This window comes from Burkholderia sp. LK4 (assembly GCF_001043615.1).
In the GTDB taxonomy this organism is placed as follows: Bacteria; Pseudomonadota; Gammaproteobacteria; order Burkholderiales; family Burkholderiaceae; genus Burkholderia; species Burkholderia cepacia.
On record NZ_LDUL01000074.1, the window covers coordinates 88598 to 104821 of the forward strand.

Genomic DNA, 16224 nt, shown 5'->3' on the forward strand with positions numbered 1-16224 from the left:
CGATCAATCGCATCTTTTGCGTCGACGACTGAACGCTGCGGAAGGGTTGGCATCTACGTCTCTCTTACGTTTTGGTCTTCGTAGAATGCGCGCCCGCTTTTTTGTATCGCATCGTTGGAATTGACGACGCTGTCAACCCTCGCAACGTCGCCTTACCGCCCCCGAAACCGCCTCCAGGCCGCCGTCAGCGGCCTGGATCGCGCGATTCCCCGCAAAGGCCTGAAATCCACCGGCACTTCGCCAGACGTTCAGACCGCGTCCATGTTCGAGACTGAACGCTTCGAGGTCGCGGTGGGCACCGTTTCCTCGAGAAACATCCCCACGAGCGCGCTAACCAACGACACGCCCCCGACGATCAGCATCGGATAACCAAGACCGAATGTGTCGGCGAGCCCACCTGCCACCACCGGCATCAGGACCCCACCGATGAGTTCGCTGACAGCGGTGGGAACGCCTACGGCGGAGCCGGTCAGCGTGGACGGCACGGATTCGCAGGGAATCACGGCAAGAAAGAGCGGTGCGATGCCGAAGCCACAAATCCCGGCGGCAAAGAGGTTGCAGAACATGACGATCGGAGACGCGTGACAAAGAACGAATGCCAACATCAGGATTCCGTAGCAAGCCGCGGAAACGACGAGCACGATACGCCGACCAAGCCGATCGGACATCGCCGGAACGGCGATCATCCCGATAAACCCGCCGAAACCCCATCCGGAGATGATCAGGCCGACCGTGCCGAGGCTGAGGCCCACTACCTTGGTCAGATAGAGCGCGACAAACGTCGAGAAAACGAACAGGCCCGTCTGGAAAAGGGAGCCGATGACCGTGGTCAACCAGATGTTCTTGTATCTCAGCACGGTCAAGGGGCTGGCCGATGCCGATCGCGCCTGTTTATCTCGACTTGCCTCCGCCTTTCGCATGGTCTTGCCGATCAGGAACGTCAGCAGAAGCCCCGGGATACCGAGAACGAAAAACACCCACTCCCAGCGCATATGCATCACGAGCTGGGTAGCGATAATCGGTCCCAGGCCGATACCCAGAAGGGGAAAGAACGACTGATGGATGCCCAGATTCAAGCCGCGCCGACGCGGTGTCGATATTTCATCGATGGTCGCGACGCTGGCACTGAAGACGCCCCCCTCTCCGACGCCAAGGAGGCCGCGCACGAGCAGCATGCTGTGGAACGACTTGGCGACCCCGGTGAAGGATGTCATCACCGAGAAGAAAATCGAGGACCCGAGCAGAATCTTGCGACGCCCGTGGCGGTCGGACAGGCTTCCGAGCACCCATGTCGAAATGGCCCAGGTCAACGCGAGCACCGAGGCGATGGCACCTGCCTGCGTGTTGTTCAGTTTCAGTTCCGGCAGCAGAACCGGGAACAGGTACACGATGACCAGACGGTCGAGACCCACGATGCCGAACAGCACCGCAAGAAAGATGACCATCTTCCATTCGTAGTTTCCGCCTTCCTTGTATTTCATATCGCCATCCTAACTATATCGTCGTGACTGAATGACCGTTGTTTCGAAGAAAAACCGCCAGGCCTACCCGGCCGCGAAACGAAACCCTCCGACCGGCCCGCCATGGAACGACATGGCGAGCCCGATGGTCCCGCTACCGATCTCCGCCGCTTCCCGCCAACCCGGACGGGCAGCCGCCGTCCGATGAAGCGGGATCATCGGCGGCCGTCTCCGCCGGCGTTCTGTCGAGTATCTCGGCGACAGGGGGGCGCGGTCGCCGGTCGATCAGCAATCGCAGCACGTCGGGCCGCGAGTAATGCCCCACAGGATCGAAAACGCACTTCGAAAGCGATTGCGTGCCGAGGTCGATATTGGCGTAGAGCAGGCCTTCCGCGGTTTCGTCGATCTTGTCGAACAGCTCCGCCCCGTCGGGCCCGTATCCCACGCTATGGCCACCGCCCGCCCGCAACAGCTGACGTTTGTCCTCGGTGTCGCAAAGATGCTCGACCATCTCCTCGGTGACGACTGTCGACGGCGCGAGGACGAAGCATCCGCCTTCGACGGCATAGGTCCGCGAAACCGCGTTGTTCACCTGGTAGCTCAATGCGCTGGCGAATTCATAGAGGGAAAAACTCGGCCACGCGGCAACGTGGACTTGTTCGCCTTGCGCGTACATGGCGGCTTTGGTCAAAGGCTGTACGTGTTCGGCACAACACAGCGCGCCGAGCTTGCCCAACGGACTGTCGATCACGGTCAGGCCGCTGCCCTCCCCGTCACCGAAAACCGTCCGTTCGAGGTGGGTGGGCTTGAGTTTCTGTCGTTGCAGCAGGGTTTCGCCGTCGGGGCCGATGATCCATTGGGAGATATACAACGAATGGCCCTTGCGCTCCGAGAGTCCCATCACGACCGTGATGCGGTTTTTCCTCGCTGCGTCCCTCAGCGCATCGGCTTCCGGACTGTCGTAGCTCAGCGAATTGTCGAAGTAGCGCTGAACATAGCCCTTGCTCATATACCAGGCCGGAGTGCCGAGCCAGATGTAGAACGGGTAGCCCGGCAGCCACACTTCGGGGAAGGCGATCAGGGCGGCGCCGGCCTGCGCCGCCTCTTCAATCAGGCGGATGGACTTTTCGATTCCGGCCTGAAGATCGAGGAACGCCGGGGCGGCCTGCACGACAGCCGCCTTATATTGGGGATGGTTGAGAGCCAAGATACTCCTCCACGACTCGCGGGACGGGACGCCCGCAACGTTGTAGAGGAAGTGTCCGGGGCCAATATGGCGGACGCTTGACTCTGACAGAACAGGATTTTTACTTATGCTGCCAGCCGGCGGGATTACCGCGCGGCCCGCTCAGGGGCGATTCAACCAACGTCGCGATGCGTCGCACGGTAGTCGCGCGCGGACATGCCGAAGCGACGTCGAAACGTGCGACTGAAATGCGATGCATTATTGAAACCCCAAGCCATCGCAATATCGGTAATCGAGCGGTTGGCGTACGCGCGTTGCCGAAGCCACTCGCCGCACCCGTCGAGTCGGGCCGTAGAGATGATCTCGCCGATCGACTCTCCGACCTCGGCAAACAGCCGGTAAAGATAACGGCTCGATACCCCCAGTTCGTCGGCGATCTGTTCGGGTCCGAGTTCCGGTTCGCGAATACGGTCATGGATCAATGCACGTGCGCGAAGCAGATGCATCTCTTTCACGTTGGATTTGGGCAGCGAAACCGTGTTGAAATAATCCGCCAACGCCAGCGCGACCAGGTTCGCGGACACATCGCCAAGCCGATCGCAACCGGTCATGGCGCCTTCGTCCGCCGAAAGCGCCCGGTGCAGGGACGCGATATGGTCCGCCGCGATCCGGCGTACCCCGGTGGCCGCGGGAATCCTCACCGCGGTGTGCTGCCGGCCGCACGGCACCCATTTCTCCAGTGCCTTGCGGGGAAAGCGGATCGTGTAATGTTGTCCGGAGAAATGCCAGACGAAACTGCGCGACGAATCGAACAGCACCATGTCGTCGGGGCCGACGAACGCGGTGCGGGCATCCTGCTCGATCGCGCCTCGCCCTTCGGTCTGGATCGACACGAGCAGGTAGTCGTCCGCCGTGCGCCGCACTTCGTCCCAGTCATGCGCCGCGACGTGATCGACCGCCGAGATCCGCGACACACACACGCCGTCGGTGTCCACGCTGGAAATCTCGCCATGAAATCCCTGCCCGGATTCGGTCCTGAAAACCATCGGGACGCAACTGGCTCGAACCTGATCCGACCATGCCAGAAGCCTGTCGTCACGATGGTAATGATCCGTGGTCGTCACTTGATTCATGGCACGAGGTTCCGGTGGCAGATACGCGAGAGCGTTATCCCGGACCATTGCGCATCCAAAATCCGGCGTCAATGCGCAATACCCCAGGACGGACGCTTCGAAACGTAGCTGCGATCGAGCGCCTCCACCGAGCGACAACCGATGAGGGCAAGCGTCCGGTCCGTTTCCCGTTTGATCATCTCGATGACGTCGCTCACGCCGGCTTCCCCTCTGGCCGCCAACCCGTATAACGTAGCGCGCCCCAGCATCACGGCTTGGGCCCCCAGCGCGATCGCCTTGACGACGTCGGCCCCCGTCCGTATGCCGCTGTCGAGCATGACCGTCGCGCCCGCGATGCGCTCGACGATGTCCGGCAGCACGTCGGCTGTCGCCGGCAGGTCGGCGAGTTGCCTGCCGCCGTGGTTCGAAACGATGACGCCGTCCGCGCCGAGCGCGACACACCGCGCGGCATCGTCGGCCGTCACGATGCCCTTGACGAGGAGTTTGCCCGGCCATTCGTCCCGCAGACGGCGCAGGTCGTCCCAACCGAAACTCGCATCCATCTGCCGGCGCAGGATCGCGGCCTGCGAGGCCGTATCCGATGCATCGTCCGTCGCGAAATTCCTCAGCTCCGGCATGCCATTCATCAGGTAAGACCAAAGCCAGCGCGGGTGCGACAGTCCGTCGACGACCGCACGTGCACTGGCCTTGAACGGCATCGCAAAGCCGTTGCGAAGATCGCGTCGGCGAAAGCCGTTGACCGCGACATCGGTGGTAAGGATCAGGGTCGAATAACGCGCCGAGCGGGCACGATTGACCAGGCTCTTCGCGAGGTTGCGATGAACGACGTACAGCTGAAACCACAGTTCTCCGTCGGCCCCCTTTGCCACCTCTTCGATGGACATGTTGGAAGCCGTCGATAGCGCAAACGGAATACCGGCCTTGCCCGCCGCGCGCGCAAGCGCGAGGTCGCCCCTGGGCCAGAACGCGCTGTTGAGGCCCGTCGGCGCGATTACCAGCGGTAATGGAATCCGCCGGCCCAAGAGCGTCATCGACTGCGCTCGCGTGCTGACATCCGACAGCCTGCGCGGCAACAACTGCAATCCGTCAAACGCCGAACGGTTATGCGTCAATCCCGACTCATCGTCCGCCGCGCCTTCCAGATAGTCAAACACCATGCGTGGCAGCCGCCGTCTGGCTGCGTCACGATAGTCGCTGACGGAGAAAATGCCGGGAAATCCTGTTGTCATGATTGGGGTACTGTCAGATTGAATCGTGATGCGAAAAGTTCGAGGCGCGCTGCACGCCGGTTTCGCGCGTCTCTCTCGACCGTTCGATGCCGACGACAGCCGAGTAACGACGCAAAGTCGAAAGCTAGACGACGACGCTCCCAACATAGTTTTCCGCCATGGACCTCGCCGCAGTTTCGGACGTGGTCACGTGCTCGAGCTCGGCAACCTGCAACTGCTGTTCGAACGGCGAGGCATCGTCGAGGCGATGCATCATGCGGGTCATCCAGTAGGAGAAATGCTCGGCGCGCCAGATCCGCTTCAGCGCAAGCTCACTGTACGAAGCGAGTTGCGCTTCATCGCCGGTCCGGTAATACGCGTCGAGTCCGCTGCTCAGGATCCGTACGTCGGAGACTGCCAGGTTGAGACCTTTTGCTCCGGTAGGAGGAACGATATGAGCGGCGTCGCCGGCAAGAAACAATCGGCCGTGCTGCATCGTCGTCGAGACGAAGCTCCTCATGCCGACGATATTCTTCTGAAAAATCTTCCCGTCGACAACGCATTGACCATCGGCGGAGTCGACACGTGCATGCATTTCGGCCCAGATCCGGTCGTCGGACCAGTTGTCGACCGAATCTTTCGGGTCGCACTGGAAATACATGCGCTGAACTGTCGGCGAACGAGTGCTGACCAATGCAAAACCACGATCATGACGCGCATAGATCAGTTCGTCCGCGGACGGCGCACCTTCGACCAGAATGCCGAACCAACCGAACGGATAGACGCGCTCGAAATCGCGGCGAACGCGCTCGGGAATCGCCGAACGGGACACCCCTTGCGAACCGTCGCATCCGATAACGAAATCACAGTCCAGCGTATGCGATTGCCCTTGATGCATGAACCGTATCAACGGGGCCGACGTGTCGATGTCGTGAAGCGAGACATCCGCGACACCAAACAGGATAGAGCCGCCCGCGGCAACGCGAGCCGCCACCAGATCCTTGATGACTTCGTGCTGCGCATAGACGGTGATGGCCCGCCCGGTCAACGCCTTGAGGTCGATGCGCCGCCGCTTTCCGTCGAACGCGAGTTCAAAGCCGTGATGCAACGCACCTTCCGCCTTCATTCGTTCACCGACACCGGACGCTTCGAGCAGGTCCATCGTCCCCTGCTCGAGTACACCCGCCCTGATCGTCGATTCGATCTGCTCGCGTCCGCGGGTTTCGAGCACGACGGACTCGATACCCTTCAGATGCAAAAGATGAGAAAGAAGGAGGCCGGCAGGACCGGCGCCAATAATGCCTACTTGAGTGCGCATGCTATCTCCAACTGAAGGTACTGCCAGACGCTTTCCGTCATTCGGTTGAACATGAGCGACGTCGTTACGTGCTCTGCGCGGAGCGCGTAACCTACGTCACCCTCGACACTGATCTCAAGCGCCCTTGATGGGCGGAATATGGCGACGCACGATCATCAGGCAGATGAACACCATCGCCATCGCGGCGCCCAGCATGCCCAGGTACGCAGACGCTCCACCCTGCGTGATCACGAAGGCCCCCGCGAACGCGCTGAGAATCGCGCCGAGCCGCCCAAACGCGAGCGCGGATGCGGTCCCGGTCGCGCGAATCTCGGTGGGATAGACATACGCGCAAAGGGCATACATCGTCGACTGAACCGCGTTCACGAACAGACCGTGCAACCCGATTCCGAACACGAGCAGCGTCGTGTGGGCAGAGACGTCGAGACCGCGCAGGAAAAGTGCGCTCGCGCACGCCATCAGGCAACAGACGAGCAAAGGCCAGCGTGATCCGAACCGACCGATTGCCACCGCGCAGCTTATTGCGCCGAATACGCCGCCCAGGTTGTAGGCGGTAAGACCCGAACCAGCCACCGAAGGGCTGAGCCCCTCCCCTGCAAGCATCGTCGGCAGCCAGCTGAATGCGCTGTAGACCGCGATCAGGTTCATGAAGAAAGCGACCCAGATTGCAATCGTGTCGCGGCCTTGACCGTCCGCGAACAGCGCACGAAAGCCTGGACGCTGTACCGCCTTCTGTTCCTTCTGATCGGCGAACACGGCGTCCGGCTGAACCGAGCGGGACATGCGGGTCAACAGGTGACGCAGTTCGTTCCAGCGTTCCTGATGACGCGCAAGATAACGTGGCGATTCCGGCATGACGAAATACAGCAGGAGCGCCAGTGCGACGGGAAGCGTGCCGCCGATGAGAAAAAGTCCCCGCCAGCCATAGTGAGGCAGCACGACGCTCGCGAACAGCCCCGCAAGCATGCCCCCCAGCGGTACGCACACGATGGTTGCGGTCACGGCGAGCGTCCGCCGGCGAGCAGGCGTAAATTCCGCCGTCATGGTCGTCGCGCTCGGCAGTGCGCCGCCGATACCCAATCCCGCAAAAAAGCGCAGGATCGCAATGGTCGTGACGTCCGGCGACAGCGCGATCGAGCTCGTCGCCAGGCCAAATACCAGCACGCTCCCGATGATCGCCCAGCGCCGACCGAACCTGTCCGCGAACAGCCCGGCGAACGCGCTGCCGATGCCCATGCCGACGAGGCCGGCGGCAACGGCGGGCGCAAATGCGTTGCGCGTGATGCCCCATTCCTTGATCAGGCTGGGAATGGCGAACCCGATGAGTTGCCCATCGAATCCATCCATCACGATCGCAAGTGCGGCGAGCAGGACGACCGTTCGCTGGAACGCCGAGAACGGCCCATCGTCGAGGGTGCGGCCGATGTCTACGGTCGGCAGACGCGGATTACGATCGTTCATTTCGCGCTCCCGGCCCGGCCGGCGAAGTCCGAATCGCAGTCCTGAGCAATTGGTTTTCCGACGTGACGGTCGGACTCGAACCAGGTGCGATCGAGCGACGACTCGAAATTGATGACAGGCATTGCAGTCTCCTTAAGCCGATCGCTCGTCGTTCCAGGAGCGAAGGCATCTCAACGGTATCGGGTTGTTATTGTGTTCGTGCCCACCATCCGGAAGCCCATCGCATCCATGGCGAGCATCACGCGCGCTGACCGCGGCAACGATCAGAACGGATAGTGACGAGGCGTCGTTTGCACGGTGATCCAGCGCAAATCGGTAAATTCCGCGACTCCGGCTTTGCCGCCGAAATGCCCGAAACCACTGGACTTCATCCCGCCAAACGGCATCTGCGCCTCGTCGTGAACCGTCGGGCCATTGACGTGGCAAAGCCCGGACTCGATCCGCTTCGCTACCGTCAACGCCCGCGCGACATCACGGCTGAAGACCGCCGCCGACAGACCATATTCATTGTCGTTTGCGCATGCGATGGCCTCGTCGTCTCCATCGACGCGGACGATCGCCTTGACTGGCCCGAACGACTCCTCCCGGTAGATATGCATGTCCGCCGTCACGTGATCGAGCAACGTGGCCGGCATCAGCGTGGTCTCGGATTTCCCGCCGCACACCAGGGTCGCGCCTTTCGCCAGCGCGTCGTCGATCAGGTCGTTGCATCGCCTGACGGTCGCCATGTCCACGACGGAGCCGAGGACGGCCGGGCCCTTTCTCGGATCGCCAAGCGGCAGGCTCTTCGCCTTCTCGGCCAGACGCGCGACGAATTCATCGGCGATCGCCGTGTCGACGACGATGCGTTCGGTGGACATGCAGATCTGGCCGGAATTGGCGAACGCGCCGAATGCCGCGCCTTGCACGGCGGCGTCGAGATCGGCATCGTGAAGCACCAGAAACGGCGCCTTTCCGCCGAGTTCAAGTACCGAAGGCTTCAGATACTTCGCGCACTGGGTCGCGATGATGCGGCCGACGCGCGTCGAACCCGTGAAGTTCACCCGTCTGACCGCGGGCTCGGCAATCAGCGCTTCGACAATGTCGCCGGCATTCGCCGGCGCGTTCGTGACGAAGTTCACGACGCCACGCGGCAGTCCCGCGTCCTGCAATGCCTCGATGATGAGGCCGTGGGTCGCGGGGCAAATTTCGGAACCCTTGAGCACGACGGTATTGCCGCACGCCAGCGGCAACGCAACCGCACGCACGCCCAGGATGACGGGCGCGTTCCACGGCGCGATCCCGAGCACGACGCCGGCGGCCTGCCGAACGCCCAGTGCGAGACTGCCGGGCACATCGGACGGAATCACTTCGCCCGAAATCTGCGTGATCATCGCAGCCGCTTCGCGCAGCCCGTCGGCCGCAAGCTTGACGTTGAAATCCGCCCACAGGCGGGACGCGCCCGTTTCGGTTGCCATTGCCAGCGCGAAAGCGTCGCCTTTTTCTTCGAGCGCATCCGCGGCCCGATTCAGTAGAGCGCGTCGCTCGCCGGGGCCCATCGCCGACCATGCGGGAAACGCGGCGGCCGCCGCATGCACCGCCGCTTGTGCATCGGCGACCGTCGCGGCCGGCGCCGTCGAGGCAACCGTGTCGTCGAGCGGGTTGCGGCGCTCGAATGTCGCGCCGTCGCGAGCCATCGCACGCTCGCCGTTGATCAACATCGTTACCTGATTCACTACCGTCTCCTGGAATATTCTTGAAAAACCGGCCTGCCGAATCACCGGCTCGCGGTCAGGCCACGACAATTTCGACGACGCGTGTTTTTCCCGAAGACAACGCGTCTTCCAGCGCGGGCTTCAGCGACAGCGCGTCGCTCACTCGAACGCCTTCGCACCCCATGCTGTGGGCTAGGGAAACGAAATCCAGCCCTGGCAGGTCGGTGCCCTGTACCGGATCCGATGCGGCGAAGCCGAACACGGGCGCGAATTCCTGCAAGGCGGCGTAGCGCGAGTTATTCAGGATCACGAATGTGATCGGAAGATCGAGCTGGACCGCGCTATAGATCGCTTGCGGCGAATACATCGCCGAGCCGTCGCCGATGAGGCCGATCACGCGGCTGCCGGGTCTGGCCAACGCGACGCCCACCGCGGCGGGCATGCCGTAGCCCAGACCGCCGCTTGCCATCGTGTAGAACGTCTGACTGCGCGTGAACGGCAGATAACGTTGCATGACGGGGCGCGAACTGGGCGCCTCCTCGACCACGATATCGGTAGCGCGGCGGACCTCGGACAGCGTCTGCAACGCATAGGCGACCGACATGACCGCGGTGGGCTCGGCGCGCTCGACGGCCTCGCGAGGCGCCGGCAGCGGCCGGCCTCGCGGCGCCGGACGGGCGAGCAGGTCCGCAAGCCCCAGGCGAATGTTCGCCACCACCGACGTGCCGACCGGCGTCCACGCGGCGGTGGCCGGATCGTCGATGAGCTGGTACAACGCCGCACCGTCAGGCACATGCGGCCCACTGCCTTCGACGTGATACGCAAACGCCGGCGCCCCGACGACGAAGATCAGGTCATGCCCGTGCAGAATCCGGACGATTTTTTCGCGCATCGCCGGAAGGAATCCGGCGAAGAGCCGATGATCTTCAGGGAAGCTGCAGCGCGACGACATCGGCGCAACATAAACCCGCGCGTTGTGGCGCTCGGCAACCTGGATAATCTCGCTCCAGGCATCGGCGCGATCGAGTTCCGCGCCGACGACGATGGCCGGCCGCTGGCAGTGATCCAGCGCATCGCCGATCTCCGCGATCCGTTCCGGATCGGGGCGCGACCGGGTGCTGACCCGTGTCGCCTCGACGAAGTCGGCCGGTTGATCCCAGTCGTCGACCGGAATGGAAACGAACACCGGGCCACGCGGCTCCTGCATCGCCACGTGGTACGCACGGGCGAGCGCCAGCGGCACATCGGCGGCTCGAGCCGGTTCGATGCTCCATTTCACGTAGGGGCGCGGCAACTCTGTTGCCTGCGATGCCGACAGAAACGGTTCGAACGGCAGGATCGAGCGGGCCTGCTGGCCGGCGGTCACGATCAGCGGCGTGCGGTTCTTGAACGCCGTGAAGATGTTGCCCATCGCGTTGCCGACGCCGGCCGCCGAATGCAGGTTGACCAGCGCGGCGTTGCCGGTCGCCTGGGCATACCCGTCCGCCATGCCGACCACGACCGCTTCCTGCAGGCCCAGCACGTACCGGAAATCCTCGGGGAAGTCGCGGAACATGGGCAGTTCGGTCGAGCCGGGATTGGCAAACACGGACGTCATGCCGAGGCGCCGCATCAAGTCCACGACGGCATCGCGAACGGTCGGCTGCCCACTTGTGTTTCGTTGCATCTCGAATCCTCTGCGGTTCGCCATTCGGGCTGGCGGTGATTGGATGAGCCGCAGTATGGGATTCGATACCTTGTTTGAAAATTGCCAATAATGCTCAAAGTCATTACATTTAAGCATGGCGTCATCGAGTGGCCTGACGGGCCCATTCAGGCCGGAAGCCTTACCGGGCAGGGCTGAGCGCCGCCAGCACCGGTTTTCCGGCAGCCGCCGCGAGCGTACGCGGCGGTGCCTTTCAGGGAAGACACCTAGCGCCGTCCAACTCGGGACCCTGCTCGCCCCCCTTTATTCCCTTTCAATCAGGTTCGCCGCGATGAGTTTCAATCTGCAGCAGTTGACGATGTTCACGACGATCGTGTCCGCCGGTAGCCTGGGACGAGCCGCGACGCTGCTCGACATGACCCAGCCCGCGCTGAGCAGATCGATCAAGCGGCTCGAGGAATCGGTCGGGGCGCCGCTGTTCGAGCGCCACACGAAAGGGATGCAGTTGACCGCGCTGGGCGAGGCATTGATGCCGCATGCCATGTTGCTGCAACGGGAAGCCGAACAGGCGCGCGAGGAACTGGACGCGATGCGCGGCCTCGCGAAAGGCGTCATCAAGGTGGGCGCGGTGGGCAGCATCGCGAGCCTCGTGCTGCCGATGGCCATCGCGTGCGTGCTCGAGAAATGGCCCAACCTGCGCGTCGAGGTGATCGAAGGCGTGTGGGATCGTCTCGTCGAGGGTTTGCTCGCTTACGAGATCGACCTGGCGCTCTGCACCTCGGGAATCGAAACCGACGAGGTCGCTGCGCTCTCCGATTGTTCATGGACCGACCGGAGTTTCGTGGTCGCGGCGACCGATCATCCGTTGCGCTCGACGCGCGGTCTGCGGCTCGAAGACACCCTGACACAACGGTGGGCGCTCACGCCCAAGGGAACCGGACCGTATGCCCACATGCAGGAGACCTTCAGGGCCCGCGGCCTGCCGATGCCGGCCATTGCAGTCGAGACCCGTTCGGTGACCGTGCTCAAAAGCCTGGTAGCACGATGCGGCTTCGTCTCATGGATGGCCGAGCCGATGTACGACACCGAAAGCAAGGCTGGCGTCATCGACGCTCTGGATATCGAAGGCCTGGATGCGCAACGCACGTTGACGGCATTCCGGCGCCGGCGTGGCACGCTACCCGCGCCCGCCGTCAAGCTGCTGGACGAATTGCGTCACCTGACGGGGTCTTTGCGCAAGGACGGGCAAAGCCTGTCTTGATGGCCGCGAATCGCGGCGTGCCCGCGATTCGTGCGTTTTGGCGTGACCCGACGCATACCCCGCCTTGTTCAATTGAAGTCAGTCCGGGTCTGGCGCCGCGTTTGCACGTTGATGCGCCGTCGCCAGCAGTCGCCACCCAGGGAATCCTGATGAAAATGCATTGGTTCAAGCATCAAACATCCGGATCCGGAATCCGCGCCGACTGAATCACAACCAGCGTATCCCCTGCCTCGATCCTGCAAGGCGGATCCTCGTAGAACGAAAAAATCTTCCCGCACCGATCGAGCCCGACGACGATCGCACCCGGCACGACGTTCGTCATGCAGCCGACCTCTTGCGGCATCGCCTCGCGCTCCAGCAGCGTCGCGCGCCCGCGCGTCGACAGCATGTCGTTCACGAACGGCACGATATAGCGGCTATGCACGGCGTCCGCGAGCAGCAGCGCGCCGATCTTCGTCGACGACACGATCACGTCGGCGCCCGCCTGCCGCAGTTGCCGCTGGTACAGGTTCTCCTGGATCCGGACGACGATCTTCGTATCGGGCGCGATGCTGCGCACCGACAGCGTCAGCAGGATCGCGGTCGGATCGTCGGTCACCGAAATGATCACCGCCTTCGCCGAACGCACCTGCGCCTGCTGCAGCAGATCCTCGTGCGCGGGATCGCCGAGCAGCCCCGTCACGCCGAGCGACGTCGCGGCCTCGAGCGCCTGCTGCTGCGAATCGATCACGATGACCGTCGCCGGATCGACACCGCTCTCGAGCAATTCGCGCACCGCGATCGAGCCCGACAGGCCATAACCGCATACGACGATGTGATCGGACAATTGCTTTTGCAGGCGTTTCATGCGGAATTCCTCGACGACGCGCTGGATCACGAACTGATAGGCCGTGCCCAGGAAAATGAACCAGATGACGATGCGGATCGGTACGATGAAGAACGCATCGATGAGTCGCGCCCGTGCGGTGACGGGCACGATGTCGCCGTAGCCGACCGTCGCGACCGTGACCATCGTGAAGTACACGAGATCGGCGACGGTCATCGGCGTGCTCTTGGTCGAATCGCGCAACCCGTCGCGATCGAGATACAGCACGAGGAACGCGAGCGTGCACAGCAGCACGACCGCGCCGAGACGGAACAGCAGCGTGCGGCGCGGCGACGTCGCGGGACGCGTGAACAGCGTGCGTGCGCGCGGCGCCTGCCACGGATTGCGCGCGCGACGCAGGCGTGAGCGCAACGAGCGGCGCTGGGCGGAGGGCGATGCCAACGGGGAATCTCCTGAAGGATGCGGGCTCGATTCTACGATGGGTCGGCCGCGACCGGCCGACGTCATCGCATCGACTCGTCCGTTACAGCATGCTGCGCGGCCGCACCATCGTGCCGTCGACGAAGCGCTGCGCGCGAAACGCCGACAGGTCGAGCGACGGCGCGCCGGTGTCGATCCATTCGGCAAGCAGCCGCCCGACGATCGGCCCCATCGCGAAACCGTGGCCGCAGAACCCCGTCGCAATCGCGAGCCCGGACGGCGTGCCCGGCGCGTCGATCACCGGAATGCCGTCGGGCAGCACGTCGATCAGGCCGGCCCAGGCCTCGACGATCTGCGCGTCCTTCAGCGCGGGGAAGATCGTCTTGAGTTTCGCGAGTGCACGCGGCGCATGCGCGCGATTCGGCTGCGGCTGCGGATCGCGCGGCTCGATCGGCCCGGTCGCACCGTTGATGCGCGCAAGCGCATCGCGCCAGACAGCCCCGTTCACGTGCAGCCGGAACTTGTCGCGCTGCGACCAGAACTCCGGCCAGAACAGGCTCAACCCGCGCAGGTGGCCGAGCGTCAGGTCGACGTCGACCTGCATGTCGTCGGCGAGATTGATCGCGCCGTTCTTGCGCTGCCGGATGCCGAGGCCGTGCCCCCATACCGTCGATGCCGACACCGACGGCACCACATTGGTGCGCATGCAGGTACCGCGGACGGCCTGCTGCGGCAGCCGGATGCCGACGCCGTCGAGCAGCCGGAAGCTGGTCGCGCCCGCCGCGCAGATCACGCGCCGCGTGCGGATCGTGCCGCGCTCGGTCACGACGCCGACCACCGCGCCGCCGGCCGTCTCGATCGCGGTCACGCCGCAGCCTTCGAAGAAGCGCGCGCCGGCCTCGACCGCACGCGCGGCGAACGCGGCAGCCACCCGGCGCGGCTCGGCCTGCCCGTCGGTCGCGGTATACAGCCCGCCGAGCGCGCGTGCCTGCGGCGAAAGGCCGCTGACGCGCTCGTCGATCTGCGCGCGCGTCAGCGTGCGCGTGTCGAGTCCGTGTTCGCGCGCGACCGCGAGCCAAGCGTTGAACGACGCCCAGTCCGTTTCGTTGTCCGCAATATAAAGACAGCCGCCCTGCCGCCATTCGAGATCGAAACCGAGGGTTTCCTCTAACGCTTCCCAGATCCGCATGCCGGCCATCATCAGCGGCACCTCGGCAGCTTCGCGGCCCTGCTGCCGCACGAAGCCCCACGCCCGTGTCGACTGCTGCCCGGCGATACGCGACTTGTCGAGCACGACGGCCTTCAGGCCGCGCAGACCCAGGTAATACGCGGCTGCGCAGCCCATGATGCCGGCGCCGGCGATCACGACGTCGGCGTCGGCCGGGAATGGCGAATCGCCAAGGGTCAGGGTATCGTGCAGCGGATAGGTGGTCGTCATTGTTTCCTGTCAGGGGTTAATGCATCCGGATACGGGCGGCGGTGGTAACGTCGTGACACACCTTTCACACAAACGCACCTTTCACCACGCTGAATAACGACCATTTTGCGGTAAAGTTATCTTTTCCGCGCGTGGCCGGTCGGCTCGCCCCTGGACGTCACGAAGACTGTCCGTCGAGACTGCCGCAAGGCGTCGTTCTGAACGTCACGATCCGTTCCCGTAGCATGACCACTGAAGCAATCACCACGGATTCCCTCGCGGTTGCCGAGCGCGTGCGCGAGCTGATGACCCGCAACGGCATCGGCAAGCGCCAGCAGACCACCGAGCTGTGCCGCATCCTCGACCTGAGCTTTTCGCAAGGCCATCGTAAGCTGCGCGGCAGCAGCCCCTGGACGCTCGCGCAGATCAAGAAAGTCGCCGAAGCGTACGGCGAACCCGCCGCGCAGCTGTTCGGCGCGCAAACGCTCGACCCCGGCATGGTCGGCGCCTATTCGCAGGAGGCCGTACTTTATGCGGGCGTCGCCGAGATTCCGTGCACCGCATGGATCGGCGCGCCGCTGGAAGCCGGCGCGCGCCCCGAATTCGTCGCATATGAGCAGAACGCCCGCTGGCGCGTGCTGCGCCACACCGGCGTGCTGTACCAGAACGCGTACGACGTGCACAAGATCGAGATCTATCCGCGCCGCGCGGAGAGCGACAAGCTCGTCGTCGCGGTGATCGACCCCGATCGCGTCAGCGCGACCGAGCTGTGCCGCTATCTCGAACGCCAGGGTTTCGCGACGGCCGCATTCGACGGCCTCGCGCCGTTCGTCGACGCGCTGCAGGGCCAGGCGTTCGACGCCGTCCTGACCGAATGGCTGTTCGACGACAGCACGGCCGCCACCGCGATCAAGGCCGTGCGCACGTCCGACAACCCGGGCGCGCCGATCTTCGTGCTGACGGGCGACCTGCTCACCGGCCGCGCGAGCGAGGCCGACATCAGCGAAGTGATCCGCGCGTTCGACGTCGTCTGCTACGAAAAACCCGCGCGCATGGCGATCCTCAGCGCCGATCTCGCGAAACGGCTCGCACGCGGGTAACGTCCCCGGGCCGTTCCCCGTCCGGACGGCCATCGTCCGCGCGGCACGGCGGTCGTGAACAGGGTCGTGGATCAGTACAATAGCCGCACCCGTTC

At 63.8% G+C, this 16224-nt stretch carries 13 protein-coding genes; 2 read left to right on the top strand and 11 right to left on the bottom strand.

What is annotated here, in order from left to right; genetic code table 11:
* Nucleotides 1–248: 248 nt before the first annotated feature.
* The 9 genes from VK92_RS31855 to mdlC all read right to left on the bottom strand — a co-directional run bounded on the left by VK92_RS31855 (nucleotide 249) and on the right by mdlC (nucleotide 11126).
* Complete coding sequence (locus VK92_RS31855) at nucleotides 249–1481, bottom strand: MFS transporter (protein WP_196481676.1); 1233 nt, start codon at nucleotides 1479–1481, stop codon at nucleotides 249–251.
* A 133-nt stretch (nucleotides 1482–1614) separates the two neighbouring features.
* On the bottom strand, nucleotides 1615–2667 hold the full coding sequence (locus VK92_RS31860; protein WP_048022524.1) for a carbon-nitrogen hydrolase family protein: 1053 nt from the start codon (nucleotides 2665–2667) through the stop codon (nucleotides 1615–1617).
* Between the two features lie 152 nt (nucleotides 2668–2819).
* The gene (locus tag VK92_RS39100) at nucleotides 2820–3779 is read right to left on the bottom strand and encodes a helix-turn-helix domain-containing protein (RefSeq protein WP_165589123.1); all 960 of its coding nucleotides are present in this window, start codon (nucleotides 3777–3779) and stop codon (nucleotides 2820–2822) included.
* A gap of 68 nt (nucleotides 3780–3847) precedes the next feature.
* Nucleotides 3848–5008, bottom strand: coding sequence for an alpha-hydroxy-acid oxidizing protein (locus VK92_RS31870; RefSeq protein ID WP_048022525.1), 1161 nt, complete (start codon nucleotides 5006–5008; stop codon nucleotides 3848–3850).
* A gap of 124 nt (nucleotides 5009–5132) precedes the next feature.
* Nucleotides 5133–6305: a 4-hydroxybenzoate 3-monooxygenase gene (locus VK92_RS31875; RefSeq protein WP_048022526.1), complete on the bottom strand. Its 1173-nt coding sequence runs from the start codon at nucleotides 6303–6305 to the stop codon at nucleotides 5133–5135.
* A 114-nt stretch (nucleotides 6306–6419) separates the two neighbouring features.
* A complete protein-coding gene (locus VK92_RS31880) occupies nucleotides 6420–7766 on the bottom strand; it encodes an MFS transporter (protein ID WP_048022527.1) in 1347 nt (448 codons plus the stop codon).
* Nucleotides 7763–7888: a hypothetical protein gene (locus VK92_RS43345; protein ID WP_258025663.1), complete on the bottom strand. Its 126-nt coding sequence runs from the start codon at nucleotides 7886–7888 to the stop codon at nucleotides 7763–7765. The genes VK92_RS31880 and VK92_RS43345 overlap by 4 nt, the downstream gene beginning before the upstream one ends.
* A 141-nt stretch (nucleotides 7889–8029) precedes the next feature.
* Nucleotides 8030–9466, bottom strand: a complete 1437-nt coding sequence (locus VK92_RS31885) for an aldehyde dehydrogenase (RefSeq protein ID WP_048022528.1) — start codon at nucleotides 9464–9466, stop codon at nucleotides 8030–8032.
* Between the two features lie 70 nt (nucleotides 9467–9536).
* Nucleotides 9537–11126: a benzoylformate decarboxylase gene (gene mdlC / locus VK92_RS31890; RefSeq protein ID WP_048022529.1), complete on the bottom strand. Its 1590-nt coding sequence runs from the start codon at nucleotides 11124–11126 to the stop codon at nucleotides 9537–9539.
* A 310-nt stretch (nucleotides 11127–11436) separates the two neighbouring features.
* On the opposite strand from mdlC, the gene VK92_RS31895 reads away from it, so the two are divergent.
* Nucleotides 11437–12366 (top strand): LysR family transcriptional regulator, encoded by a 930-nt coding sequence (locus tag VK92_RS31895; protein ID WP_021156881.1) that lies wholly within the window; start codon nucleotides 11437–11439, stop codon nucleotides 12364–12366.
* Nucleotides 12367–12538: 172 nt separating this feature from the next.
* Here the strand turns inward: VK92_RS31895 and VK92_RS31900 are convergent, their stop codons facing one another.
* Both VK92_RS31900 and VK92_RS31905 read right to left on the bottom strand, forming a co-directional pair.
* On the bottom strand, nucleotides 12539–13633 hold the full coding sequence (locus VK92_RS31900; protein ID WP_021156880.1) for a potassium channel family protein: 1095 nt from the start codon (nucleotides 13631–13633) through the stop codon (nucleotides 12539–12541).
* Between the two features lie 82 nt (nucleotides 13634–13715).
* The gene (locus VK92_RS31905; protein WP_048022530.1) at nucleotides 13716–15050 is read right to left on the bottom strand and encodes an NAD(P)/FAD-dependent oxidoreductase; all 1335 of its coding nucleotides are present in this window, start codon (nucleotides 15048–15050) and stop codon (nucleotides 13716–13718) included.
* Nucleotides 15051–15274: 224 nt separating this feature from the next.
* On the opposite strand from VK92_RS31905, the gene VK92_RS31910 reads away from it, so the two are divergent.
* Entirely contained in the window at nucleotides 15275–16129 is an 855-nt protein-coding gene (locus VK92_RS31910; RefSeq protein WP_048022531.1) for a helix-turn-helix domain-containing protein, read from the top strand.
* Nucleotides 16130–16224: the final 95 nt, after the last annotated feature.